Source organism: Lysinibacillus sp. AR18-8 (genome assembly GCF_001705465.1).
In the GTDB taxonomy this organism is placed as follows: Bacteria; Bacillota; Bacilli; order Bacillales_A; family Planococcaceae; genus Lysinibacillus; species Lysinibacillus capsici.
Map to the genome: position 1 here is coordinate 203,105 of NZ_MDGU01000005.1, position 23,482 is coordinate 226,586.

Here is a 23,482-nt window from a genome sequence, read left to right on the forward strand (position 1 = left end):
ACTACAATGGAAGAATAGTAATGGCATGTTGTGTTTGTGTATGATGTGACAGCATGTCTTGCAGGGTTGCTAGGGTAGCTGTGTTTTTGATTAATAATTGGATTTCTGTATGCTTGTATTGTCGTTGAAAGTCCATAATATAATCTGCAATGATATGTAAATTATATTGATTTTTAATCTCTACCTCAACGAAAAATGGCAGTGTTAAATCTGGCAGCTTAATACTGCCACCACGTCGAATCCAAATTGCTTCCTGCACATAGTAGCGGATCGGTAATTGGCGGTTACTAGCTATAAAAATATCCATAGAAAACTCCCTTCAGTGTCTAAGTACAGCCTAATGGAAATGCATTCAGTCGTCAAAAGAAAACATGTGAAAATCTAATTGAAGATTTTTTCATGTTTTTTTTGTTTGTTTTTTGTTGAATTTGATTTGAATATGTCCGTTTTTTGGACTAATTGTAAAGGGCGTGTAAACATTAATTTAATCCATTGTAAATGATATGTACAGCTAGCTTAAAACTATTAATAATAAAGTCTGACAACAAGGAAAGGGTTGAATGGATTGGCTATCAATGTACAGGAGATGATTTTCCAATTTCTTGGAGGGTTAGGCTTATTTCTTTTCGCTATTAAATTTATGGGAGATGGCTTGCAGAGGGCTGCAGGTGATCGACTAAGAGATATTTTAGATAAATTTACAACAAACCCATTGATGGGTGTACTAGTTGGTATTGTTGTTACAGTTCTCATACAATCAAGTTCAGGTACGACCGTTATAACTGTTGGACTAGTGAGCGCAGGACTTATGAAATTGCGTCAAGCAATAGGCGTTATTATGGGAGCTAATATTGGGACAACCATCACAGCATTTATTATAGGAATAGATGTAGGTGCTTACGCATATCCAATTATGGCAGTGGGCGCGATATGCTTATTTTTCTTTAAGAAAAGTTTCATTCAAAATATTGGACAAGTATTATTCGGGTTTGCAGGTTTATTTATTGGTTTAGAGCTTATGAGTGGTGGAATGAAGCCACTTAGAGATTGGCAACCATTTTTAGATTTGACTGTACAAATGTCTGATGTGCCGATTTTAGGGGTATTAGTAGGAACGATATTCACCCTGATTGTTCAATCTTCCTCAGCTACAGTAGGGATTTTACAAGGGCTTTATGCTGAAGATTTAATAACTTTACACGGGGCATTACCTGTCTTGTTTGGAGATAATATTGGTACAACGATTACAGCAATTCTAGCTGCTTTAGGTGCTTCTATTGCAGCAAAGCGAGCAGCTGCCACACATTTACTATTTAATGTAGTGGGTACAATTATCTTTATGCTCATATTGGGATTATTTACGAACTATGTGGAATGGATTGCAGGGGTGCTCAATTTAGAGCCGAAAATGCAAATAGCCTTTGCACATGGAACGTTTAATGTCATCAATACAATCATTCAGTTACCATTCATAGGTGTTTGGGCTTATGTCGTAACGAAACTAATTCCAGGCGAAGATTCAGTTATTGAATACAAACCAAAATTTTTGGATAAAAATTTGATTATCAAATCACCATCAGTGGCATTAGGTCAAGCAAAGATGGAAGTAGTGCGCATGGGCGAGTATAGTATTCAAGGTCTAGAAGAAACGTTAACGATTTTGAAAACGGATGATGCTAAGTTAATCGGCAAGGTCGGCCAATTGGAGGAAGCCATTAATAATTTAGACCGCAAATCAACGGAATATTTAGTGGAGCTATCAAAACAATCTCTATCAACCCATGATTCCCAAGTGCATCATGCTTTATTTGAAAATATTCGGGATATCGAACGAATTGGTGATCATGTAGAAAATATAATTGAGCTTCTGCAATACAAGGATAGTAATCGCGTTCGTTTAAGTCAACAAGCGATGCAGGAGTTAGAAGATATGTTTGTTTTTACATTAGAAACTGTGAAAATGTCTATTGAATCCCTTGATAAGCGTGATCTTTCCTTAGCACAGCAAGTGATAGAAAAAGAAAATGAAATTGATAATATGGAGAGACGTTTACGTAAGTTGCATATTAAGCGATTAAATGAAGGAGTTTGCTCAGGTTCAGCAGGTATTGTATTTGCGGATATTGTGAGTAATTTAGAAAGAATTGGTGATCATGCTTCTAACATAGCGGAAACCGTTATTGCCTAATATTAAGCTGTTCAGTGGAGATAATCTGCTGAACAGCTTTTTTATTAGGGGAAGGATAGAATTTCAAAACTGACGGATAGAACCCTCAAACTGTCGGATAGTCATAAGCTTCTATGGCTTCTAAAAAATAAGTTAGGATGGGGGATTGTACTTCGTCCTTACGATAAATAAACCATGTAGGAATATGTGCTTGCTTGTTCTTTATCTTGTGCAATGTTAATGCTTGTGTTGCCATATATTTTTCCGCAATGGCAAGTGGTAGTAAGGTAATACCTAACCCAGCAGCAACACAGCCAATAATACCGTCAAGCGTACCAAGCTCCATTCGATTTTGTGGTCGAACCCCTTCTTCATGTAACCAATGTTCCAAGATGGCTCGATAGGAACAGCCGTGGCGGAATGTAATCACAGTGCTTCCCTCTAAATCCTGTAGATGCTTAATAGGTTTATGCTTGCTAGAAGTAAGAATAACAAGCTCTTCACAGACAAACTCTTTCATCATTATATTTTCTTTATAAACAGGTCCGGTAACAAATGCGCCATCTAGTTCATAGTTTTCTACCCGTTCGATATTGTACTGAGAAGGGCTTGTTAATATGGTGATATCCACTTGTTCATGTGCTTGATGAAATGTGCTTAACAGAGTTGGTAAATGTAATGCAGCAGTTGTTTCCATCGAACCAATTCGTAAAACGCCTCGTTGTTCCTCCGTTTCATGTATGATCTCAAAGGTTTTTTCATAGAGATGAAGCATTTTTAGGACTAACTCGTAGAATTGTTCTCCTTTTGATGTTAACCGTATCCCTCGATGTCCACGATAAAAAAAGGTTGTTTCGTAGAGTGCCTCAAGACTTTGTATTTTCATAGAGATGTTGGATTGTGTGTAATTAAGTGCTGTGGCAGCTTTAGAAAAGCTACCTGTTTGGACGACTGTTCGAAAAATCGTTAAATCATTAATATTCATATGCCCTCCAGCTATCAATTTTATTGATACTTATTATAAAGAATTAGATCTATTTTTGATACCTAGATATTCGATATAGTGAAATAGAAGGAGTGATGATATGCACAAGGAAACCGTACGCTATTTAATCGGGGGCATTTTTGCTTTAGTTATTGCTATGGGCATCGGCCGTTTTTCGTATACGGTTATTTTACCTTATATGCAAGAAACTTTTGAATTTAGCCGAGCAACAGCAGGTTACTTAGCAACAAGTAATTACTTAGGTTATTTGGTTGGAGCCTGGGTGGCAGGTCGTTTACCAATAGGGAATAAACGTATTCTCTTTTTGCAAATTACCCTTGTTATCAGCATTTTAACAACAGCCTTCATGGGCTTTACAAATGTAATCATCATTTGGTATTTATTACGATTTATCTCGGGTGTTGTGAGTGCTTTTATTTTTGTTGTTATAACAAGCCTTATACTAGACCAGTTAGCCAGCAGTAGTCATATGCATCTATCGGGGCTGTTCTATAGTGGGGTGGGAATAGGGATTGCATTAAGTGCGGTAATTGTTTCACCAATCCAAGCTGTTTTCCATTGGAATGGAACTTGGATCGTATTAGCTTTATTTAGTATTGTATTGTTTGTCTTGATTGTACTATTCATTAAGCCTATTACACCAAGTAAACAACTAGTGGAAAGCCAGATAATTTCACAGAAAACGCCTCCTCAGTCTTGGATGAAATGGTTAATCATCGCTTATAGCTTAGAGGGGCTTGGCTATATTGTCACAGGCACATTTATTGTATCAATTGCACAGGAGTCGACAAGCTTTCATGGAGATGCAGCCTTTGTATGGTTTGTTGTGGGTGTTGCAGCAATTCCCTCATGTATCGTTTGGTCTAAGCTAGCACAGCGTTATGGCTATGTGAAAATTTTACTCATCTCTATGCTACTGCAAGCGATAGGTATTGTTTTACCTGCGCTAGCTACAAATTCGATGACCCTTTATGCTAGTGCCTTCATTTTTGGGGCAACCTTTATGGGAATTACAACTGTTTGTACAACATTAGCGAGGAAACTTGCACCAGTTAATAGTCATCAAATGATAGGTTATTTAACGGCTGGCTATGCGCTCGGACAAATGATTGGTCCATCCATTGCAGGCACACTTGCAAGTTACACAAATAGCTATCAGTATGCCTTAGTTGGGGCTTCCTTAGTAGTAATGCTGGGAGGATTATGTTTAATAGGAGGCGTAAAATATGATAGAAGCAACTAAAAAAAGTAAGTAAGGTATAGTGCGCCTTACTTACTTTGAAATTAATGGATATCTCGTTTCTTAAAGTTACCACCACGAACTTCTGACACATCAGAAATGACTACAAAAGCGCCTTCGTCGATGTCTTTAATAATCGAAACTAATTTATTTTCTTCCATACGGTTAATGACACAGTTTAAGATTTCTGTTGGTTCATTGGAGAAACCACCACGTCCATGTGTATAGGTAACACCACGTCCTAAGCGGGCTTGGATAGCGTCTCCAATCTCCTCGGATTTTCCACTAACAACACGAACTTCTTTTGATTTTTCTAAACCAACTTGGATAATATCGATAACATTTTTGGCAATATAGTAAGTTAACGCTGAGTAGAGAGCACTCTCTAAGCCAAAGATAAAGCTTGCCCCTAAGAAAATAAAGGCATTGATAAATAATATAATATCGCCGACTGAAAATGGAATTTTACGAGATAATAGTACAGCTAAAACCTCTGAGCCATCTAAAGCGCCACCATTTCGTAGGACAATTCCAATACCCACACCAAGGAGCATACCACCAGATAAGACAATTAGGAGGGGATCATTTGGGCCTAAAATGGTTTTGACGTCATGTAAAAGCACTGTAGAAATCGATAATGCTGCAATACCAGCGCTACTCATTAAGGCAAAGGTTTTTCCAACTTGCTTGTAGCCGATATAAATGAACGGAATATTTAATACAAAGAGCAGTACGCCTAACGGGATACCAAAGAGGTGCGCACCCATAATACTAAGACCTGTTACACCGCCATCAATGACAGCATTCGGAATTAACACGGCCTCTAGTCCGTATGCGGCTATAACTGCCCCAATAATGATCATAATTAATTTTCGTATATTTTCTAGTGACTTTCCTTTTTTCATAAATCTTCTCCATTTCTTTACGTCAATAGTACCTAAGGCTTTGGAATAATATTTAAAGCAATTGTTTTAGTCTCCAAACCTTTATTTGAATCGGTCATATTATAGTATTTAGTTAATAAATCGTTTAATTCATTTTCAAAGTTTTTGAATTGATCGTCCGTTAACGTTAAGTCGATTAAAGAAAAAGTTGCTAAATCTGTTGTGCTTTCTTTTTCATCAAGTGAATGCAAATAATTTTGATATTGAGATAGTAAAGCCAATTGATAGTAGGAAATATAATTTAATTTTTGCTTGGTTGTGAGTTGAGTCCAATCCTCCTTACTAAGTTTTGCTGCTCCTTCATTTAATGCATAAAACTTCTCTGTAACAGAACGAACTTTTCGCTCTTTCACAATTTTTATGATATTTTCATCGACTAAAATTTGGATATGACGATATAGAGTGGCTTGTGGTACATCTTTAATGACAGAAATCATCTCCAATGTGCTTAAACCCTCTTCTTTATTGTGCATCAGAGCTTGTAAAATTTTCATTCTCACAGGGTGCATTAATACCTCTGCTTTATTACGCATAAACCGATCCTCCTACCAGAAAATGAGATAGTATCAAGGGAAGCAATCAAATGTTATCAATTTGAGAACATTATCAAAAAATATACTATAGCGTTTTTTTAAAGATGTACAGTAAAAAGGTAATGAAATTTTTTCATTCTTTTGTTATCATTATTGATAATGATAATGAAGGGGGTTATAAAAATGAAATTACACTATGGTTTTGAAGACTTAAATCAAATTGATTGGGCAAGCATACTACCAATTCTTTTACCATTTGTACTCGTAGGTTTTTTACTTATCACTGTTGCACTAATAGATTTATATAAACACAGAGATAGCAGAGAAAACATACTAATGTGGGCCATTATTATTTTGTTCTTTAATACAATTGGTTCTGTTCTATATTTCGTGATGGGAAGAAAGGATGTCAATAAACGTGCGCTTAGAAATTAATAATATTACGAAAAAATTTAAACAGAAAACGGCAGTAAGTAGCTTTTCATTGGTTATAGATTCGAATGAATGTGTAGGACTTATTGGACCAAACGGGGCAGGGAAATCTACATTAATTCAGATCATTGCTGATATTCTTTATGCAGATGAAGGGGACATTGTACTTGATGGGCAAAAAATTTCAAAGATGAAAAATCATATTGGTTATTTACCACAGTACCCTAATTTCTTCTCGTGGATGACAGCCTCTGAAACTTTAGCCTTTATGGGGACACTTTCGGGTATTTCGAAAAATCAATTACAAAAAGACATCCCAATTCTTCTGGAAAAGGTGGGCTTAGGAAAAGAGGCACATGCTCATGTTGGAACATTTTCAGGAGGTATGAAACAGCGTCTTGGAATCGCACAAGCTTTATTACACAAGCCAGCTTTCATCATTATGGATGAACCAGTTTCAGCCCTAGATCCAATTGGTAGACGTGAAGTGCTGAATCTATTAAAAGACATAAAAAAAGAAACGACCATACTACTTTCTACACATATTTTAGGCGATGCGGAGGAAGTTTGTGAGCGCTTTGTGGTCATTAAAAATGGTTACAAAATAGAAGATGCAACAAAATTAGAGTTACTTAATCGCTATCAAGATTCAGCTATCTTTTTAGCGGTTCAAAAGAAAGATGTTAAGTGGCTAACAACGATTGAACATTTACCTTATGTAAAGAGAATCGAAAATTGTGGGGATGGTTTTAAAGTATATGTCAATCATTTGGAAGAGGACGCCCATCGATTGCTACAGTACGGATTGGATTCAAATGTACTATTTACAAAGTTTGATCTTGGCCTTCAAGAAAGCTTAGAAGAAATATTTTTAGAATTGGTGGTGTAATTTGAAGTGAATACGTTTATAGCACTAAGTAAAAAAGAAATGAATCAAATGACAAAGGAATATAAAGTCGTTTGGCTACCAATCGTCTATATCCTCTTAGGTTTAACTCAGCCGATTATGATGTATTTCTTGCCTGCTATTTTACAATCAATGGGTGGTATAGAAGGGATTATAATTGATCCAACAATGGCAAAGCCAGGGGGAGAAGAAGTGCTTGCTTCAACCCTTAATTCGCAATTTGATCAATTAGGTATAATCATCCTTGCTATTGCAACGATGGGTATTATTCAAGGAGAAAAAGCGAATGGAATGATGGCCTTCATTTTAACAAGGCCAGTATCAATCACATCCTACTTAAACAGTAAACTCCTTACTCATTATATTTTAGCCGTCCTATGTATTTCGCTTGGCTATGCAATGTCCCTTGGCTATACATCTTATTTATTTACCTCTGTACCGATAACGCGTGCATTGATAGCTTTAGCATTTTATTGTATTTGGCTGTTGTTCATCATTACATTTGTTGCCATGATGAGTACATTTTTTAATAGTACACCATTTATTGCTTTAATTAGTATTGGTGTCTTATTTATTTGTCGTTTTTGTGCTGGCTTACATCCATTCTTAGATGTCATAAATCCAGCTAGTAATAGTTTGTATGCTACAACGATAATAATGACAGGTGACATAGAAAAATGGTATAGCTTTAATATTATTGTCACACTGTTACTTGTACTATTCATGATGGCTATCATGCATCATTTTATTGCCAAAAAGAAATTTTAATATGGAGGAAATCCTCGACAAATGAATGTAAAAGTAAATCGAAGAAGCAAAATTCCATATTATCAACAACTCACACAGCAGTTGCTTTTATCCATAGCGACTGGAAGCTTAAAAAAAGGGGACAATTTGCCTTCAATTCGCCAGCTAGCAGCACAAACAAACCTCAATCTGCATACAGTTCATAAAAGCTACAAAGAGCTTCAAAAAAAGGGGATCATCACCATTAAGCCTCAGTCTAGAGCATTTATTATCGTAGATCCTAATAAAGCAACGACTATTTCATGTCACCAAATAGCTATGAAAGTGGAGCAATTATTGATAGAGGCTTATATTTTAGGTATGAAAAAATCTCAACTAAAAGAAATGTTTTATGACATTTTACAAAAGTATTATACGGAGAGTGAAAGAGATGGCTACTGATAACCTAGTGTCCATCTCTTACTATTTTTATTAAATTAAATTAAATTAAAAATACAGCAACTATCGTTGTCACAATCAGTCCAATGACTACAGGAATTAAATTTCGTCTTGCCAGCTCAAATGGGCTGACATTACAAATAGCAGCTGCTGGGATTAATGCCCAAGGAATTAGTGTACCGCCACCAACCCAAATCGCTGTGATTTGCCCTAAAGCTGTTAAAGTTGCTGTTCCATCACCAATAGCATTACCAAACAAACTGCCAACAGAGCCAGCAAGAGAAATTCCTGAAAAGCCAGAACCATCTAATCCTGTAATAGCGCCAACAACTGCTAGCGTGACAACAGCAATTTCCTTTGTTAACGGAACTATTGCTGCAAGACCGACACCCAGATCATTGACAATACCGTGTGAAGTAGCGGGGAGGTGATCTCCAAGAATTTGTGTAAAGCCAGCATCTCCAAGATAGAAGAAAGCAGCAATTGGAATTACGGGTCCGAAGACTTTAAAGCCGAATTGAAATCCTTGAATCAAATAACTTGTTGTCTTTTCTAATCCCGCTGATTTATGAGCAACCATACTAAGCAACAATAAAATAAAAACAGAGGTTCCACCGATTAAAGCCGTTGCATCACCGCCCGTTAAATTGAATACTGACATAGCGATAACGTCTAAGATAAAGGCAATAGGAATAAGTACGGCGAAGAATCGTTTTTGCCCAATTGACAGTAAGTTTTCCGCAGTTTCTTGTTCACCATCCTCCTCCTCATTGTTGCCAGTATTTAAAAGTAGCGTTCCTCGTTTCATATCACGTCTTAAAAAAATATAAGCAACAATTGTCGTTACAACGCCCATTGTGATAACAAGCGGAATACTGGCTGAAACAACATCTCCAACAGGGATACCAGCAGCATCAGCCGTTAATTTTGGAGCCCCTTGAATGACAAAATCACTCGATAATGCAATACCATGCCCAAATAAGTTCATCGCCATGGCAACCCCCAGTGCTGGGAGGCCCGCCCGAATCGCAACAGGCAAGAGCACGGCTCCTAATAGCGCTACTGCAGGTGATGGCCAGAAAAACCAAGAAATAAACATCATTAAAAGTCCAATCGTCCAATAAGCGAGTGCGGGTGTTTTAATGATCTTTGTGAAAGGGGCCACCATAACCTCATTAATACCTGAAGACATCATGACCCGACTCATCGCCACGATAATCGAAATAATAAGAATCGTTGATAGCAGCTCAGTTATGGCATAAATAAAGCTGTTAAACACACCACTTATGGACGAGGTAAAATCACCAGTTGCAACAATCGCTAGCATAAAGATGCCTACTACACAAATGAGGGTGGTATCGCGACGTTTAACCATAAATCCGATGATGAGCACAATAAAAACCACGTAAATCCAATGGAGAGCTGTGAATTCAATCCCCATACGTTTCCCCCTCAATATTCTGATTCTATAGAATATGAAGAGAAAAAAAGATGGTGCTGATTTTAAAAAATTTTGATCCTGTGAAAAGCAGTCTGAATTAATGGGTAATTAAAATAAATTATCTGATGTAGATCAAGTAATCATAAAAGGTGAGGAATTAGAGCTTGCCATTAAAAATGAAAGTTGAATTAACTATTAAACGAGTAAAGGTGAAGCAATAATCAGTTCTATTGACTTTATCGTCTTAACAATTTATTATATAGACCAGTCGTTATAATTTCGGAGGGGAAAATGTCTAGAAATCAAGAAAGTAAAATGAAAATTTTATCAACCGCGTCAACACTGTTTCAAAAACAAGGGTACCATGCTACTGGATTAAATCAAATTATTAAAGAGTCGGGTTGTCCAAAAGGTTCGCTTTATTATTATTTTCCTGAAGGCAAGGAGCAATTAGCGACAGAGGCAATTAATCGAACAAAAGATTTTGCTGCTCAAGAGTTGAGAAATTTATTTTCACAGCATGATGATGTAATAAAAGCTTTAGAGTGTTTTTTTGGTCAATGTTTAAGTTTCAATCCAAAAATTGCACATGATGGAATTCCACTAGCACTTATTTCTTTGGAAACTTGGCATATGAGTGAGCAACTTCGTTTAGCATGCAAGAATGCCTATGAAGAACTTATCATGATATTAAGAGAAAAGTTTATCCAATCAAATTGGCCCCCTGAGGAAGCTACAGAAATGGCGTATTTAGTCTTTAGCATGATAGAAGGTGGCAGTATTTTCGTACTCACTTACAAATCAAATGAGTCACTTAAAAGAATCTGTAAAAGTATCATAGAATTAATAAAGTTAAAGCAAAAGGAAATTCGCAGAAATCTTAGAAATGAGCTTTAAGATCTCGTAAAGTTCGAAAGGAGGAAGTTGGTAAATGCCATTGGATAACATTTCAAGTAACTTATAGTACAAAATAAGGAGTGCTTGATATTTGCTAAAATCATATATTCATTCATTTTTAAACTCAAAAGAAGAGGGGTTTAGTGGAAATATCTTAGTGGTTGATCAAGGAGAAACAATATATAAAGAATCATTTGGAAAAGCTAATTATGAATGGGATATACCAAATACAGCTATTACAAAGTTCCGTATTGGATCTGTAACTAAAATCTTTACTACCATTGCAATTTTAATGCTAGTTGAAGAGCAAAAGTTACAGTTACATAATACTGTAGATAATTTTATTCCTAATTTTCCAAAAGGTAACCAAATTATGATCGAACATCTATTAACGCATACATCTGGCATTGGTAATATTACTGATCAACCTGATTTTTTATTAAAATCTTATCAACTACAATCACCAGATGATTTAATAAATTGGATTATTTCTTGTTCATTCAAATCTATACCAGGGAAAGAGTTTAATTATTCTAATTCAGGATACATTGTATTAGGTAAGATTATAGAAATGACAAGTGGTTTAAGTTATGAAGAGTTTCTTAAACAAAAGATTCTTCAGCCTCTATCTATGTTAAATACTGGTCTTGATTATAACGTGGCTATTCAAAAGTATAAAGCAAGCGGTTATGAGTTAGAAAAAAATAATATTTATCATGCTAGTTTCATCAATATGTCTAACACCTATTCTGCTGGTGGGTTATTTTCTACAGTAGAAGATTTACAATTACTTGATGATGCAATAAAAAATAATTGTTTACTATCGAAAAATATAACAACTCAGATGCTTTCATCAGGTCGTTTTGGCCATGGATATGGATGGAACATTACTAAGACAAAAAAGAATAATACGCTCATTTTTCATCATGGCGGGATTAATGGTTTTACTTCCTCCTATTTAAGGTTGATAGAAAGTGACGCAACAATTATTGTTTTAAGTAATATATCTACGTTGTTAACATCAACTGTTGCCAATCAAATTGTAAGTTATATAGAGAATAGAGACTAGAGGTACAGACTCTTTTTCATATGAGAAGAAACATGATTACGGCTTAGGAGTTATTCCTAAGTCTTTTTGAAATAGTATAATTAAAAGGTTGCATTCGGTACGCAAAGTGCTGGTAAGCCCATATAAATTGCAACAGAGAAGATTAGTGGTTCATATAGCGCAACAGTTGTTAATGGAGGAAACAGGGATATACATCGTCAACTCATAACAGATCACTTTAAGATGAATGGCATACAAATTGTTAGACAATAACTAGCAGTTTGTGTGCATTTTTTATAGGTTATTATTGAGTAACTCATATCGCAAATTATCTCCATATACCGGTCTGATCAACTTAACACCATCTTTTTTGCATTTATAAATTTTCTCTTAAAAGGTACTTCATATTATTTAGTTACCTACCCAAAACAAGATATTTGAAAGAAATGAATTTATAGATTAAAATACTTTTATAGATTATCGATAATCTATAATCCATAATATATAACGCTTTTAGCTAATCACCCTATACACTGAACTATGTTAAAATAAAAGGATATAAATTTATTGGAGTGGTTTAATGGGGTTTGATGAAAATTCAATTTCAAAAAAAACAATTTCTGAGCAAATAGCTGAACGATTATTATTCCGCATATTTTCTGGTTACTATGAACAAGGTCAGCGCTTAATAGAGGCAGAAATTGCAAAGGAGTTACAAGTAAGTCATGCACCTGTCCGTGAGGCTCTATATCTTTTACAAAAAGATGGTGTAGTTGAAAAAGTACAACATAAAGGTGTAAGAGTGAAGATTATAACGGATCAGGAATTAAAGGATTATTTGGAAGCGCTTTATCATCTATTGGATATTGCACTAACCAAGTGTGAATCTAAATGGACTGCCGATTTGCAAAATGAACTATTATTTCGATTTGAAGCTATGAAACAAAGAAAGTCTGCTGAAAATATTTATGAATATGTTGTTTCGTTTGCCCACTTGTTACAATTGTTTTTTGATGTTACAGGAAATATTGCTATGCTACGATTCTTTAAAGAAACAATATTTGTTACAAATGTAGCTGCACAAACCAAATGGAAGATGAATCTAGTTGAATCCTATCATATGTCCATCAATACTTTTATCAAGTGTATAGAAGTGTCGGATTTTGATCATGCACGAGTAGCTATTAAGGATGTTATTTTATGGTACCAATTTAAATAATTTTATGGGGGTAACATAAATGAAAGCTGCAGTTTGGCATGGTGTGAAAGATATTAGAGTTGAAGAGGTTGAATTACGCGCTTTAAGAGAAGAAGAAGTGAAAGTAAAAGTAGCGTGGGCTGGTATTTGTGGAAGTGATTTGCATGAATACGAAGAAGGTCCGGTTTTCGTACCAGTTAATGAAAAAGCTGAATTAACAGGTGAAGTTGCCCCACTTACAATGGGACATGAATTTGCTGGTATCATCGAAGAAGTTGGCTCTAAGGTTACTGACTTTAAGGCTGGGGACCGAGTTGTCATCAATCCTACATTAACATATAGAAATAAACATGAAGAAGTCGATCGTTATGATGGATTTAACTTTATTGGTTTACATGGAAACGGTGGATTTGCGGAATATGTTAATGTCCCTGTAACGAATATACATCGTTTAGCAGATAACTTAACATTACAAGATGGTGCACTGGTAGAACCAATGGCTGTTGCTGTACAAGCTGTTAAAGATGCTGGGGTTACATTAGGTGATTCTGTTGCTGTATTTGGAGCTGGACCAATTGGATTATTAACAGTAATCGCTGCAAAAGCATCAGGTGCTAGTAAAGTTATCGTATTAGATTTATCCGATGATCGATTAGAAAAGGCAAAAGAATTAGGTGCAACCCATGCTATTAATTCAGGTAAAGAAAATCCTGTACAAGCAGTTCGTGCGATTGTTGCAGATGGGGTTGATGTATCCTTTGAGGTGGCAGGAGTTGCTCCTACCTTTAAACAAGCAATTGATGTAACAAAACCTCGTGGTAACATGATGATTGTTTCGATTTTTGCAAGACCAATCGAATGGAATCCAATGCAACTTACAAACACAGGTGTTAATGTATTATCATCCATTGTTTATACACCGTCAATTTTCCAAAGAACAATTGATGCAATGAGCGCTGGTCAACTAAATCCACAAGGGATCATCACAAGTCAAATTGACCTAGATGAGATTGTTGAAAAAGGATTCAAAACGTTAACAAATGACAAAACACAATCTAAAATTTTAGTCGAAATAAGCGGAGAAAAATAAAATTGAGAGGAGTATGGCTGATGACAGCCATGCTCTTTTTTTATAGTCTGGAGGAGTATGGAGCTTAAGAAAAAATGACAAAAGGAATCGAGAATGAACTTCTCGACTCTTTCAGTAACTTAATCTCTTTCTCTAGCTCTCTGTGTGTCTCTAATATTCTTTTGAACCGTGATGGATGCAAATAAACTTAGAACAAATGACATACCATAGAACCCTTTTTCGCTTAAAACAATACTTCCAGCATTATATAACCCAATGCCCATTAATGAAATAGATACAATAAGTGCAACCCAGCTAATACCATAATAAATACTAGTAACTGGTATTCCCTCTTCTTTATCTCTTACTGCTTTTTGTAAGGATATTGCTGAATAGAGTCCAAATATTAAAACAGCTAGGTAATATCCTTTTTCGTTTAGTTGCATCGTTGCATTAAACAAGCCTATAAAATATGCCGTAACACCTACTAACAATGCGCCCCAGGAAGCCCCCTTGAAAGCAGCAGTTGGTTCCCCCTCTTTTCTTTCTACTTTAACTTTCGGATTAGGCTGCTTTTCCTTATCTAATGAAGACTCATTTTGATTAGACAATATCTTTCTCCTCCTTCTATCACTGTATAAAAACATTCTATCATTCTACAGGGAGGTTATGAGAATAGAAATTTTTCTAAATCTCGCTCTTCAATAATAAAGTTAATTTGGCTGTTATTTTTACTGGAATATAGAGTTAATATGGCTTTCTCAAATCTGAAAGCACTCTTATCATTCCTTGGTAAAATTGTGTTCTACACAGAGAACAATTTTTTGCTGTGATTTGCTGTAATTATTTTGAACAGATAAGAGCTAGGTGTATAACTTTTTTTCATATTATTCAAATAGACAGCTGAATATGTTAGGTGTATATGTCTGCCTGTTGTTGCTATGTCTACCGCTTATTACGATTCGTGCCACCGATGAAAAAATAATTGAAATGGTTGATAAAGCTGTGAATACCACCGTTTATAGATTTAATTAAATCGCTAGTCCGATCACTTAGAAAGTGATTGCGCCACTGTAACCAACTTTTTTACTCCTTCTCTTAGCTGTTTTTCGTTTGCATAGGAATAGCTTAAACGTATCCAAGAGGATAGTTGTTTTAATGGATCACAAACTTGACCTGGCACAAAGGAGATCGATTGTTCGATGCTTCTAGATAATAATAATTCAGTTGGAAGATCGTCTGGGAGCTGTACCCATAAATTTAGACCGCCTTTTGGACTGTTCCATCGCCAGCCTGTTACAGCTAGCTCTTCCTCCATAATTTCCTTTCGAATCTGTAGGGCAATCCGGATTTTCTCCAAATGTTGTTGCAATCTTAGTGAGGAGAAGTAATGGAGAAAAATTTTTTGATTGAGAAGTGGTGAGCCATTATCAGCTAGCGATTTTTCTGTTAATAGTGATTTGATTAATGATGATGGACAAATAACAGTTGCAATTCTCAAACCAGGAGAGATGTATTTGCAAAAGCTTCGGATATAAATGACTGTCCCAACACTATCAAATGTGTAAATTGGAGGTGGTGGGGCTTGGTCAAAATAAATGTCGTGATAGGCATCGTCTTCTATTATTAGAAACCGATAGTACTCAGCTAATTCCACTAATCTTTTGCGTTGCTCGACAGAAATCGTATAACCAGTTGGATTATGGAAGGTAGGGTTGAGATAAAAAAGGCGTGGCTTGTATTTTTTAATATAGTATTCGACCTGTTCTAAATCGTAGCCCTCAGGGTGGATATCAACCGTAACTATCTGTGCTCCTTGTGCTTTAAAAATATCAATTGCAGCACTATAGCTTGGACGTTCAAATAAAACGACGTCTCTTGGCTTAATAAAAGCTTGAGCAATTAAGTGAATGGCTTGCTGTGAGCCAGACGTTATTAACAGTTCATCTGCACTCAAATGTGTTTTATAGTGGTTGATAAAATATTGGGTCAGTGTCTCACGTAGCTCTAAATCACCTTGCACCGTTGAGTAGGTTGCCAGTACTTTCGGATATAGGTCAAACACTTCCTTCACGTAATTTGAAAAATAGTGATTAGGCAAAAGATTGGGATCAATCAATGCCTGAGAAAAATGATAGGAAACAGATGGCTGATGGATTTCGGATAAATGATTTTTTTTTACGTATGCTGAAACAATGGGATTGTCCTGATCTAAACATTCAATATATTTTGTTACAATTGATTGGACAAAATAGCCTGATTTATCTTTTACATAAACTTTGTCATGCTGTTTTAATAGTTGATAAGCTTTTAATACCGTTAGCCGATGGACATTCATTTCAGATGCTAATTGCCGGACGGAGGGAAGCTTTTCATGTTCTTTCCATTCTTTACGCTCTATTCGGTCCAGTACATCATCATAGACTTTCTTAAAAAGATAATCTTCATTTTGATTTGCTTTGCCCACATCGATTCCTCCTATTCAAACCGATTGTACCACGAACCAAATTGATCTGTTCTATCCTTTTTAATCTGTTCTATCCTACTTCTTTTATGATAGAAAAAGAGGAGGAGTTTGATATGGTAATGATTAATTATTTCTTTATGTGTTTGATTTTTGGGACAACATTTTTAGCAATTAAAGTTGGTGTTGATGCAGGAGTTCCTCCGTTTTTATCAGCTGGTCTTCGTTTTTTCATTGCCGGTTTACTACTATTTAGTTTTATGGTTTGGCGCGAAAAAACGACAATCCGGTTATTATTTCGAAAAGAAATGTTTTTTACAGGAGTGGCCTTAACCTTTGGAACGTTTGCCACATTATATTGGGCAGAACAGTATGTGACATCTGGAATCGCAGCTGTCTTATCTGCTACAGGTCCAATGATGATTATTGTTATTCAGACATTTATATTGAAGCAAAAAGGAGACCGAAAATCATTTATTGGTTGTGTTGTCGGAGTCATTGGTGTTACGTTCTTAATCTTACCTAGTTTTGCAATTGAGATTAGTCCCTTCTGGATGGTTGGTTGTTTCGCTATTATTTTAGGTGAAGTTTTCTATGCATCTGGAACAATTTATACGAAGCATGTCATCCAAAAATTTGGAACAACATCTCCAATTGCTTTAAATGCAGCACAAATGATGCATGGAGGGATTTTATTAATCATTTTGTCACTTTTTACTGAGAACATTCAGCTTCATTATCTTTTAAGTCCAGCTTCAATTGGTTCTCTTTTTTATTTGATTATTTTTGGTTCAATGATTGGTCACAGCATTTATTATTGGCTTGTGTCACGAACAAATCCTGTTTTTCCGTCCACATGGCTGTATATCTCACCAGTAATTGCCGTTATATTAGGTGTTACCTTCTATCATGAATATATTTCGTGGTTAACAGGAATAGGTACGCTGACGATTATTGTTGGAACGATTCTAGTCAATTTTGAAACATTGAGAGAGTTGCTTTGGCGGAAGAGGACTGTTCTTCAGGATGTAAAAGAATAATAAAATCTAATCATAAAGGGGAAGAAATGATGAAAATTTCTAGGGGAGTAGAGATTCTGGAGCTTAAATTTAACGGAGCCTTCATTCATCCAACGCTTTTATGGGATCAGGAGATGGCTGTTTTAATTGATACTGGATGTTCAGGTCAAATGGAAGATTTACGTAAGGCAATGGAAGATGTAGGCGTGTCGTTCAACCAATTAAAAGTTGTGATTTTGACACATCAGGATATCGATCATATAGGCAGTCTTCCTGAAATATTGCAAAATTGCGGTAGTCATATAAAAATTTATGCGCATAAACTAGATAAGCCTTATATTCAAGGGGATTTACCGCTTTTGAAAGACGGGCACATAGAGAATCCACCCAAGGGGAAAGTGGATGAGACCTTGAAAGACGGTCAAGAACTACCATATTGTGGGGGAATACGAGTTATCCATACGCCAGGACATACGCCTGGCCATATTAGTTTATATTTGAAGCAAAGTAAAACGCTTGTTGCCGGCGATTCGATGTATAGTGTAAATGGTATATTGGGAGGGATACATGTTCCAACCACTTTAGATATAGAGGTTGCTCAACAATCTTTAAAAAAATATGTAGACCTAGACATTGAATCGGTGATTTGTTATCACGGAGGATTATGCACGGTGGATATTAAAGAGCAGATTCAAAAGCTTTGAATCTTAAAAATAATGATTAAAGATGAAATTTCCTTAGAAAACCAAATGTTTAGAGGCTCGCTCGAACCGTAACAGGCAAGAGTACAGCCCTCCAACGCTTGTAAAACTTCTGTTTTATTGTGAGCCAGCTCATGTTATAATGAGGCACTTAAGATACTTAAGCTCTTTTTTATAACGGATGCCAAGAAAAGCCTCCGCGGAACGATTAAATATGGAGGTGTAAGGAAATGAATAAACGTTGGACGATTGGTGAAATTCAGAAATTTGTTGAGAACAATTCAGAAAGTAAGTTGCTAACGACTGAATACCATGGTTTTTCTCAAAAGCTACTATTTAAATGTGCATGTGGTACTAACTTTGAAAAAACATTTACGAAATTTAAAAATAAAAACCAACGAAAATGTGATGTATGCCAACCGCCAAAAGAGTCACGCTAAACGTTTGCGGCCATTCTAATACTATTAGTGAACATTAAAAACATCTCACTTCTATGTTCTTTATAGAGGGGGGTGTTTTTTTGATTGGATTATTACAGTATAAAATTTATGCTGAAGGAAATTGAGAAAAAACATTCAATTTAACATTCTTTATTAATGAAATACAAAGATAAAAGCCAAACCCTTGATACATGTGGGTTTTGGCTTTTTTATCATTTTTAAAAATTAGGTTTTCCTCTACGAGAGGATACATTATTAACGAAAAAAAGATTGTAAAATAACAATCTGTGATATATATTGGAGATTATGATTTTTTTCGACATCTCAAAATCATAAACAAAATTTCATCAATAGACAAGTTTTGAGAGGGAAGTGAATAATCAAGATGTATCTTTATCCCCTATTAGTAGTGATTGCAGCTAGTAGTTTTGGTATCGTTTCAACTATTATAAAACTGGCAATGCGTAGTGGCTTTTCTGTATCTGAGGCAGTTACAAGTCAGTTTTTTATCGGCTTTTGTATAGCAGTATGTATTTCCTTAGTTACAAATAGATCAAATTTTAGCTTTAAAGGCGTTAAAATCCTTCTGTTTGCAGGCATGTTAACAGGGTTAACAAATATTTTATATGGTCATTCTTTAAACTTTTTGCCTGCTTCCTTGGCAGTAGTATTACTGTTCCAATTTACATGGATTGGTATGCTGATTTCTTGTATCACAAAACGGCAATTTCCAAGTAGAATTGAATTCATCTCTTTAATTATATTAGTAGCTGGAACCATACCAGCTGCAGGCATAATTGATGTTGATTTGTCTCAAATACCTTTTCAAGGGTGGTTATGGGGTTTAGCAGCTGCTCTTTGTTACTCCTTATTTTTATATGTAAACGGAAAGACAACCGCAAGTATGACAACCTCTAATCGCTTAGTATTGGTTTCTTTCTTCGCTTTCATGACGACTGCGGCTTTTCAGTCTCCAGAAATTATTTGGAATGGCACTTTGTTTAACGAAGGACTGTGGATTTATGGTTTAGCATTGGGGTTATTTGGCATGATTATACCAGTTTTCTTATTCACAATTGCAGTGCCTAAAGTGGGATTAGGTATGTCATCCATATTGAGTGCTGTTGAATTGCCAATCGCGGTGATGGTATCAGTTATCCTCTTAAGCGAAACGGTTACAACTTTGCAAATAGCAGGTATTGTCATAATCGTTATCGGTATCAGTTTACCAACTTTGCTTGATAAAGATGGATTATTAAAAAATGTAAAAGCTAAATACAGAAAATCTGACAAAGTAGCAAAAGGATCTTCGATTTGAAGATCCTTTTTTTCATGTCAATTAAGCAATGTCATAGCAAAAGAATCATTAGGTCCTTTCTGTATTTATTTAATGACGTACTATTTTTTTGTTCATACGCTGTTCATATTGTTGTCATAGGCAGTACACCTTCATTGTATAAGCTATCCTTAGCGGTTTATGAAAGTAGCCGAGATAGATTGATAGGGAGAAGAAAGTATGAAAGGGAGGTGTGGCACGAGAAGAAAGGAAAACACAGTTATCGCTTGCTGTTCTATACCCTCGTGCCAAAATAATGAAAAAAACGATAACCTTTATAAGTAAAATAGTAGTAGGTTTAATTATAGCCATATTACTTTTATTAGCGGTTGTTTTCCTTGTTGATATTGTTTGTAGCAAAATGGAGCAAGGAAAACTAGAAACTTATGGTCAGTCTGTCACCGTAGATGGGAAAAAAATGAATGTCTTTATCCAGGGAGAAGGAGAAGAAACCGTCGTACTCTTACCTGGTTATGGAACAGCAGCACCAGCACTTGATTTTCAACTACTAGTAGATGAATTATCTCCATTTTACAAGGTTGTGGTCATTGAGCCTTTTGGTTATGGATTAAGTACTCTTACCGAAAAAGAAAGAAGCACTGAGAATATTGTTAGTGAAATCCATGAAGCATTACAGCGTCTTCAAATTGAGCGTTATATTCTAATGGGTCACTCCATTTCAGGCCTTTACGGATTGGATTATGTGAACAAATATCCAAACGAAGTAAGTGCATTTGTCGGGCTGGATAGTAGTGTTCCGACAATAAGTGAAAGAAAGATTGAACCTTCAGTAATAACTACTTTAAAACTACTAAAAAAATCAGGTTTAGCTAGATTGCAGGTGAAGCTTAGTGATGACCCATATGTCGAACTACCCTATGATGAGAAAACAAAAGAACAACTGAAAATTCTTAAGCACAAAAATATGTATAATCTCAGCCAGTTAAATGAAGCTGAAATGATGTATGCTAACTTTAAAGCGGCTGAAAGTTTAATATTCCCTAAAAATCTTCCAGTTATTTTGTTTATACAAGAGAAGCATCCAGTAACGGACAGATGGATACCAGAGCATAAAAAACAAATAGCTAATTCTGTCCATGGGAAAGTAATGACATTTGAAGGGGATCATTTCTTATATCGTACAAAAGCAAAAGAAATCGTTGAAGACTTTAGAGAATTTATGAAAGAGATAAAGTGAATGTTCTAAGAAAGATTTTTCATCTCTAAATGGAAAAAAACAGATTTAATTATTGTATTGCTTAATAGTGAAGTATTTAGTGCGTATGAGCAGCAAGCATATTATTATAGACCTAATTATAGACCTAATTATTAACAAATAACCAGGCGCTCAAATGAGAACCTGGTCTTTTTTTGTGAACCATATGTTTTAATCCCAATGTTTAGATCTCAGAGCGGAAGTTATTCCCAAGGTTGCTACCCAAACCAAAATAATGACGAAAATTATAAATTAGTGGACTCCATTTATTTGGATCAATATGATTTTCGTCAATAATTATTTCTTCGTGGGCATGTACTTGTGTCGTTTGGGTCTCAACGATAGCAAAATTAGGAGAATAATCTGGAATACGTATATGTTTTACCTTTGCTTCGATTTGAATAGGACACTCCATAATTCGAGTAGGAATAACCGTTGTAGACCCAATAGGTGTTAAGCAACTAATATCACATTTCTCTTTTCTAAATGTAAAACCGATCTGTTTCTTAAAATCTGGAACTGGATTTTTTCCTGTGTAAGGAGCTAACTGTTCCACGTTTTCCCAGAGAGAGGGGTCTGGGATATTTATGACACATTCAGGATGATGTTCTAAGTTTTCAATTGCCTTTCCTCCAAGACCAATCCCTAAGATAATGCAATCTCCTAATACCCAAGAAGAAGATAAAGGGCTAATATTTACTGTTCCATCCTCATTTAACGTACTTAGTAAAATTACAGGAAATCCATAATATAAAATTTTAGGATTTATTTTTTTTGTATTTGGCATTTGTTTCATTATTTTCATTTTTAGTTCCTCCCATAAATGTTTTCACTGTCAGACTCATTGTAAAATATAAACATTTCGACGTTCATCGAAGTGTTGATTACAAAATTGATACTTCAATCTATAATGTTGAGCAAAGGTATAGTTTCAAGTCTCCATATTGCGAAAGTAACCAGTCCGACGCTTGATCATTTTGTACAAACTTATGAAGAAAAATTGTTACAAGTAGTAGCTTTATCTGAGAATCAAAGGCTTTCAGAAGCCTTCCAAATAAAATCTTTTTCACAAGAAATAGAGATGATTTGCAAGAAATTGCTTTTAGGAAGAGGACAAAAGATAGAGAAATGAAATGAGTGAGGTTGATGGATCTTTGGTATAAGAGGGAGGATCCAACTTAATTGACAATGATAATCATTATCGATAAGGTAGGGATAGGCGAGAGCCGTCATCCCTACCTTTTTATATTTTGGTAATGAATAAGATGAAAACTATAATTCAACCTAACTACGAAGACTAAACGAATTATTATTGAAATGAGGTATATAAGTATGAAAATCGACGTAAATCAGCTTGCAGAGCATTTAGCAAACACTCCTTTCCAAGTAAAAGGAATCTATCGATATTCTAGAAATACAGGTGTACCTTTCGCTGATTATACAGATTCTTTTCCAGGATTTGTTTTTCCCCTTTCTGGAAAAATAGAATTTCAATTTAATGGCACCCCTTACATCTTTTCACCAGGAAAAGTTGTACACGGGGGAGCGAAAATGAAACTAAATCAAAAAAATTTTGATGATGCAAATTGGGAATATATTCTGGTTTTGTACAGGATATGTACGGAGAATTTAGCAGAGACAAGCTTTTCACATCAGCATTTTGAATTACCGATAGGACAATCTCCTCGTCTAATCGAGTTAATTATGCGTCTATGGCATGTATATAATCAGCGTGGAGGTATATCAATGTTTCAGACAGAAATGCTATTTCGTGATGTACTGAATGAAGCATTATTATGTGTGGCTAATCGACAAAATAGCTGTGCGTCACACACTCTATTCGAACGAATAACTACTTATATTCATGAAAACTATTATCAAAGCCTTTCCATTACCTCTCTTGCCGAACAATATAACGTTAATCGAAATCGACTATCTTATATATTTAGAAAGCATGCAGGGATGGGTCCAGCAGAATATTTATTAAACTATCGTATAAACATGGCTCAAAAAATGCTATTTACAAGTGATGTGCCTGTACAACAAATTGCAGAAACGGTGGGAATTACTGACCCCTTTTATTTTAGTAGAGTATTCAAGAAGCAATATGGTATCTCTCCTACTGAATATCGAGATAAGTTCATCAATAATCCATGCTAAGTTCACCAAGCATCCATTCTCCGCCAAACATGACTTTACTATACTAAGTGTATATCAGAGATTTTATGTTGGAGGAATT

General features: G+C 35.4%; 25 protein-coding genes. 17 read left to right on the plus strand and 8 right to left on the minus strand.

The annotated features are described in order from the left end of the window. Window position 1 precedes the first annotated feature (1 nt). Window positions 2-307, minus strand: a complete 306-nt coding sequence (locus BFM98_RS04555; RefSeq protein WP_066036638.1) for a hypothetical protein — start codon at window positions 305-307, stop codon at window positions 2-4. 279 nt (window positions 308-586) lie between these two features. Here BFM98_RS04555 and BFM98_RS04560 point away from each other — a divergent pair, with 279 nt between their 5' ends. After that, window positions 587-2,188 carry a Na/Pi cotransporter family protein gene (locus BFM98_RS04560; RefSeq protein ID WP_175400713.1) on the plus strand — a complete coding sequence of 534 codons (1,602 nt, stop codon included), beginning with the start codon at window positions 587-589 and terminating at the stop codon, window positions 2,186-2,188. Window positions 2,189-2,273: 85 nt separating this feature from the next. Here the strand turns inward: BFM98_RS04560 and BFM98_RS04565 are convergent, their stop codons facing one another. Next, window positions 2,274-3,152, minus strand: coding sequence for a LysR family transcriptional regulator (locus tag BFM98_RS04565; protein WP_054550643.1), 879 nt, complete (start codon window positions 3,150-3,152; stop codon window positions 2,274-2,276). A 100-nt stretch (window positions 3,153-3,252) separates the two neighbouring features. Here BFM98_RS04565 and BFM98_RS04570 point away from each other — a divergent pair, with 100 nt between their 5' ends. Next, a complete protein-coding gene (locus BFM98_RS04570; RefSeq protein WP_066036640.1) occupies window positions 3,253-4,416 on the plus strand; it encodes a YbfB/YjiJ family MFS transporter in 1,164 nt (387 codons plus the stop codon). Window positions 4,417-4,457: 41 nt separating this feature from the next. Here the strand turns inward: BFM98_RS04570 and BFM98_RS04575 are convergent, their stop codons facing one another. Next, window positions 4,458-5,318, minus strand: coding sequence for a YitT family protein (locus BFM98_RS04575; RefSeq protein WP_048391185.1), 861 nt, complete (start codon window positions 5,316-5,318; stop codon window positions 4,458-4,460). Window positions 5,319-5,350: 32 nt separating this feature from the next. Then, window positions 5,351-5,890 (minus strand): transcriptional regulator, encoded by a 540-nt coding sequence (locus BFM98_RS04580; RefSeq protein WP_048391183.1) that lies wholly within the window; start codon window positions 5,888-5,890, stop codon window positions 5,351-5,353. A gap of 183 nt (window positions 5,891-6,073) precedes the next feature. Between BFM98_RS04580 and BFM98_RS04585 the strand changes: the two genes are divergently transcribed. Genes BFM98_RS04585 through BFM98_RS04600 form a run of 4 tightly spaced genes read left to right on the plus strand, consistent with a single transcriptional unit; the run spans window position 6,074 to window position 8,417 of the window. After that, on the plus strand, window positions 6,074-6,325 hold the full coding sequence (locus tag BFM98_RS04585) for a PLD nuclease N-terminal domain-containing protein (RefSeq protein WP_016994843.1): 252 nt from the start codon (window positions 6,074-6,076) through the stop codon (window positions 6,323-6,325). Then, entirely contained in the window at window positions 6,309-7,211 is a 903-nt protein-coding gene (locus BFM98_RS04590) for an ABC transporter ATP-binding protein (RefSeq protein ID WP_066036641.1), read from the plus strand. Before BFM98_RS04585 ends, BFM98_RS04590 begins: the two co-directional genes overlap by 17 nt. Window positions 7,212-7,217: 6 nt before the next feature. Next, window positions 7,218-7,997, plus strand: a complete 780-nt coding sequence (locus tag BFM98_RS04595) for an ABC transporter permease (RefSeq protein ID WP_066036642.1) — start codon at window positions 7,218-7,220, stop codon at window positions 7,995-7,997. A 21-nt stretch (window positions 7,998-8,018) separates the two neighbouring features. Then, window positions 8,019-8,417: a GntR family transcriptional regulator gene (locus tag BFM98_RS04600; protein WP_066036643.1), complete on the plus strand. Its 399-nt coding sequence runs from the start codon at window positions 8,019-8,021 to the stop codon at window positions 8,415-8,417. Window positions 8,418-8,457: 40 nt separating this feature from the next. Here the strand turns inward: BFM98_RS04600 and BFM98_RS04605 are convergent, their stop codons facing one another. Further along, window positions 8,458-9,855: a hypothetical protein gene (locus BFM98_RS04605; protein WP_066036644.1), complete on the minus strand. Its 1,398-nt coding sequence runs from the start codon at window positions 9,853-9,855 to the stop codon at window positions 8,458-8,460. A 291-nt stretch (window positions 9,856-10,146) separates the two neighbouring features. Here BFM98_RS04605 and BFM98_RS04610 point away from each other — a divergent pair, with 291 nt between their 5' ends. The 4 genes from BFM98_RS04610 to BFM98_RS04625 all read left to right on the plus strand — a co-directional run bounded on the left by BFM98_RS04610 (window position 10,147) and on the right by BFM98_RS04625 (window position 14,088). Next, complete coding sequence (locus BFM98_RS04610) at window positions 10,147-10,752, plus strand: TetR/AcrR family transcriptional regulator (RefSeq protein WP_048391175.1); 606 nt, start codon at window positions 10,147-10,149, stop codon at window positions 10,750-10,752. A 91-nt stretch (window positions 10,753-10,843) separates the two neighbouring features. Then, window positions 10,844-11,821: a serine hydrolase domain-containing protein gene (locus BFM98_RS04615; protein WP_066036645.1), complete on the plus strand. Its 978-nt coding sequence runs from the start codon at window positions 10,844-10,846 to the stop codon at window positions 11,819-11,821. Between the two features lie 559 nt (window positions 11,822-12,380). Beyond that, window positions 12,381-13,019, plus strand: coding sequence for a GntR family transcriptional regulator (locus tag BFM98_RS04620; protein WP_048391171.1), 639 nt, complete (start codon window positions 12,381-12,383; stop codon window positions 13,017-13,019). 19 nt (window positions 13,020-13,038) lie between these two features. Continuing rightward, window positions 13,039-14,088, plus strand: a complete 1,050-nt coding sequence (locus BFM98_RS04625) for a 2,3-butanediol dehydrogenase (protein ID WP_048391169.1) — start codon at window positions 13,039-13,041, stop codon at window positions 14,086-14,088. A gap of 119 nt (window positions 14,089-14,207) precedes the next feature. Here BFM98_RS04625 and yiaA read toward each other — a convergent pair whose 3' ends face one another. Next, window positions 14,208-14,678, minus strand: a complete 471-nt coding sequence (yiaA, locus tag BFM98_RS04630; RefSeq protein WP_048391167.1) for an inner membrane protein YiaA — start codon at window positions 14,676-14,678, stop codon at window positions 14,208-14,210. Between the two features lie 437 nt (window positions 14,679-15,115). Then, window positions 15,116-16,534 carry an aminotransferase-like domain-containing protein gene (locus tag BFM98_RS04635; RefSeq protein ID WP_066036646.1) on the minus strand — a complete coding sequence of 473 codons (1,419 nt, stop codon included), beginning with the start codon at window positions 16,532-16,534 and terminating at the stop codon, window positions 15,116-15,118. A gap of 113 nt (window positions 16,535-16,647) precedes the next feature. Between BFM98_RS04635 and BFM98_RS04640 the strand changes: the two genes are divergently transcribed. The 5 genes from BFM98_RS04640 to BFM98_RS04660 all read left to right on the plus strand — a co-directional run bounded on the left by BFM98_RS04640 (window position 16,648) and on the right by BFM98_RS04660 (window position 21,225). Beyond that, a complete protein-coding gene (locus BFM98_RS04640; protein WP_066036647.1) occupies window positions 16,648-17,571 on the plus strand; it encodes a DMT family transporter in 924 nt (307 codons plus the stop codon). A 29-nt stretch (window positions 17,572-17,600) separates the two neighbouring features. After that, on the plus strand, window positions 17,601-18,254 hold the full coding sequence (locus BFM98_RS04645) for an MBL fold metallo-hydrolase (protein ID WP_066036648.1): 654 nt from the start codon (window positions 17,601-17,603) through the stop codon (window positions 18,252-18,254). 227 nt (window positions 18,255-18,481) lie between these two features. Next, window positions 18,482-18,691 (plus strand): hypothetical protein, encoded by a 210-nt coding sequence (locus BFM98_RS04650; protein WP_048391161.1) that lies wholly within the window; start codon window positions 18,482-18,484, stop codon window positions 18,689-18,691. A 385-nt stretch (window positions 18,692-19,076) separates the two neighbouring features. Further along, complete coding sequence (locus BFM98_RS04655) at window positions 19,077-20,009, plus strand: EamA family transporter (RefSeq protein WP_054550654.1); 933 nt, start codon at window positions 19,077-19,079, stop codon at window positions 20,007-20,009. A gap of 274 nt (window positions 20,010-20,283) precedes the next feature. After that, window positions 20,284-21,225 carry an alpha/beta fold hydrolase gene (locus BFM98_RS04660; protein ID WP_254659986.1) on the plus strand — a complete coding sequence of 314 codons (942 nt, stop codon included), beginning with the start codon at window positions 20,284-20,286 and terminating at the stop codon, window positions 21,223-21,225. Between the two features lie 202 nt (window positions 21,226-21,427). Here the strand turns inward: BFM98_RS04660 and BFM98_RS04665 are convergent, their stop codons facing one another. Next, the gene (locus BFM98_RS04665) at window positions 21,428-22,048 is read right to left on the minus strand and encodes a flavin reductase family protein (RefSeq protein WP_066036650.1); all 621 of its coding nucleotides are present in this window, start codon (window positions 22,046-22,048) and stop codon (window positions 21,428-21,430) included. 105 nt (window positions 22,049-22,153) lie between these two features. On the opposite strand from BFM98_RS04665, the gene BFM98_RS04670 reads away from it, so the two are divergent. Together BFM98_RS04670 and BFM98_RS04675 are read left to right on the plus strand one after the other, a co-directional pair. Further along, complete coding sequence (locus tag BFM98_RS04670) at window positions 22,154-22,375, plus strand: opine metallophore biosynthesis dehydrogenase (RefSeq protein ID WP_139111215.1); 222 nt, start codon at window positions 22,154-22,156, stop codon at window positions 22,373-22,375. A gap of 200 nt (window positions 22,376-22,575) precedes the next feature. Beyond that, window positions 22,576-23,403: a helix-turn-helix transcriptional regulator gene (locus tag BFM98_RS04675; RefSeq protein ID WP_066036652.1), complete on the plus strand. Its 828-nt coding sequence runs from the start codon at window positions 22,576-22,578 to the stop codon at window positions 23,401-23,403. Window positions 23,404-23,482: the final 79 nt, after the last annotated feature.

What these genes read in the sequence shown, in the direction of transcription:
- BFM98_RS04555 (WP_066036638.1), bottom strand. Translation starts at nt 307, where the DNA reads ATGGATATTTTTATAGCTAGTAACCGCCAATTACCGATCCGCTACTAT.
- BFM98_RS04560 (WP_175400713.1), top strand. Translation starts at nt 587, where the DNA reads ATGATTTTCCAATTTCTTGGAGGGTTAGGCTTATTTCTTTTCGCTATT.
- BFM98_RS04565 (WP_054550643.1), bottom strand. Translation starts at nt 3,152, where the DNA reads ATGAATATTAATGATTTAACGATTTTTCGAACAGTCGTCCAAACAGGT.
- BFM98_RS04570 (WP_066036640.1), top strand. Translation starts at nt 3,253, where the DNA reads ATGCACAAGGAAACCGTACGCTATTTAATCGGGGGCATTTTTGCTTTA.
- BFM98_RS04575 (WP_048391185.1), bottom strand. Translation starts at nt 5,318, where the DNA reads ATGAAAAAAGGAAAGTCACTAGAAAATATACGAAAATTAATTATGATC.
- BFM98_RS04580 (WP_048391183.1), bottom strand. Translation starts at nt 5,890, where the DNA reads ATGCGTAATAAAGCAGAGGTATTAATGCACCCTGTGAGAATGAAAATT.
- BFM98_RS04585 (WP_016994843.1), top strand. Translation starts at nt 6,074, where the DNA reads ATGAAATTACACTATGGTTTTGAAGACTTAAATCAAATTGATTGGGCA.
- BFM98_RS04600 (WP_066036643.1), top strand. Translation starts at nt 8,019, where the DNA reads ATGAATGTAAAAGTAAATCGAAGAAGCAAAATTCCATATTATCAACAA.
- BFM98_RS04605 (WP_066036644.1), bottom strand. Translation starts at nt 9,855, where the DNA reads ATGGGGATTGAATTCACAGCTCTCCATTGGATTTACGTGGTTTTTATT.
- BFM98_RS04610 (WP_048391175.1), top strand. Translation starts at nt 10,147, where the DNA reads ATGTCTAGAAATCAAGAAAGTAAAATGAAAATTTTATCAACCGCGTCA.
- BFM98_RS04620 (WP_048391171.1), top strand. Translation starts at nt 12,381, where the DNA reads ATGGGGTTTGATGAAAATTCAATTTCAAAAAAAACAATTTCTGAGCAA.
- BFM98_RS04625 (WP_048391169.1), top strand. Translation starts at nt 13,039, where the DNA reads ATGAAAGCTGCAGTTTGGCATGGTGTGAAAGATATTAGAGTTGAAGAG.
- BFM98_RS04640 (WP_066036647.1), top strand. Translation starts at nt 16,648, where the DNA reads ATGGTAATGATTAATTATTTCTTTATGTGTTTGATTTTTGGGACAACA.
- BFM98_RS04645 (WP_066036648.1), top strand. Translation starts at nt 17,601, where the DNA reads ATGAAAATTTCTAGGGGAGTAGAGATTCTGGAGCTTAAATTTAACGGA.
- BFM98_RS04650 (WP_048391161.1), top strand. Translation starts at nt 18,482, where the DNA reads ATGAATAAACGTTGGACGATTGGTGAAATTCAGAAATTTGTTGAGAAC.
- BFM98_RS04655 (WP_054550654.1), top strand. Translation starts at nt 19,077, where the DNA reads ATGTATCTTTATCCCCTATTAGTAGTGATTGCAGCTAGTAGTTTTGGT.
- BFM98_RS04660 (WP_254659986.1), top strand. Translation starts at nt 20,284, where the DNA reads ATGAAAAAAACGATAACCTTTATAAGTAAAATAGTAGTAGGTTTAATT.
- BFM98_RS04665 (WP_066036650.1), bottom strand. Translation starts at nt 22,048, where the DNA reads ATGAAAATAATGAAACAAATGCCAAATACAAAAAAAATAAATCCTAAA.
- BFM98_RS04670 (WP_139111215.1), top strand. Translation starts at nt 22,154, where the DNA reads ATGTTGAGCAAAGGTATAGTTTCAAGTCTCCATATTGCGAAAGTAACC.
- BFM98_RS04675 (WP_066036652.1), top strand. Translation starts at nt 22,576, where the DNA reads ATGAAAATCGACGTAAATCAGCTTGCAGAGCATTTAGCAAACACTCCT.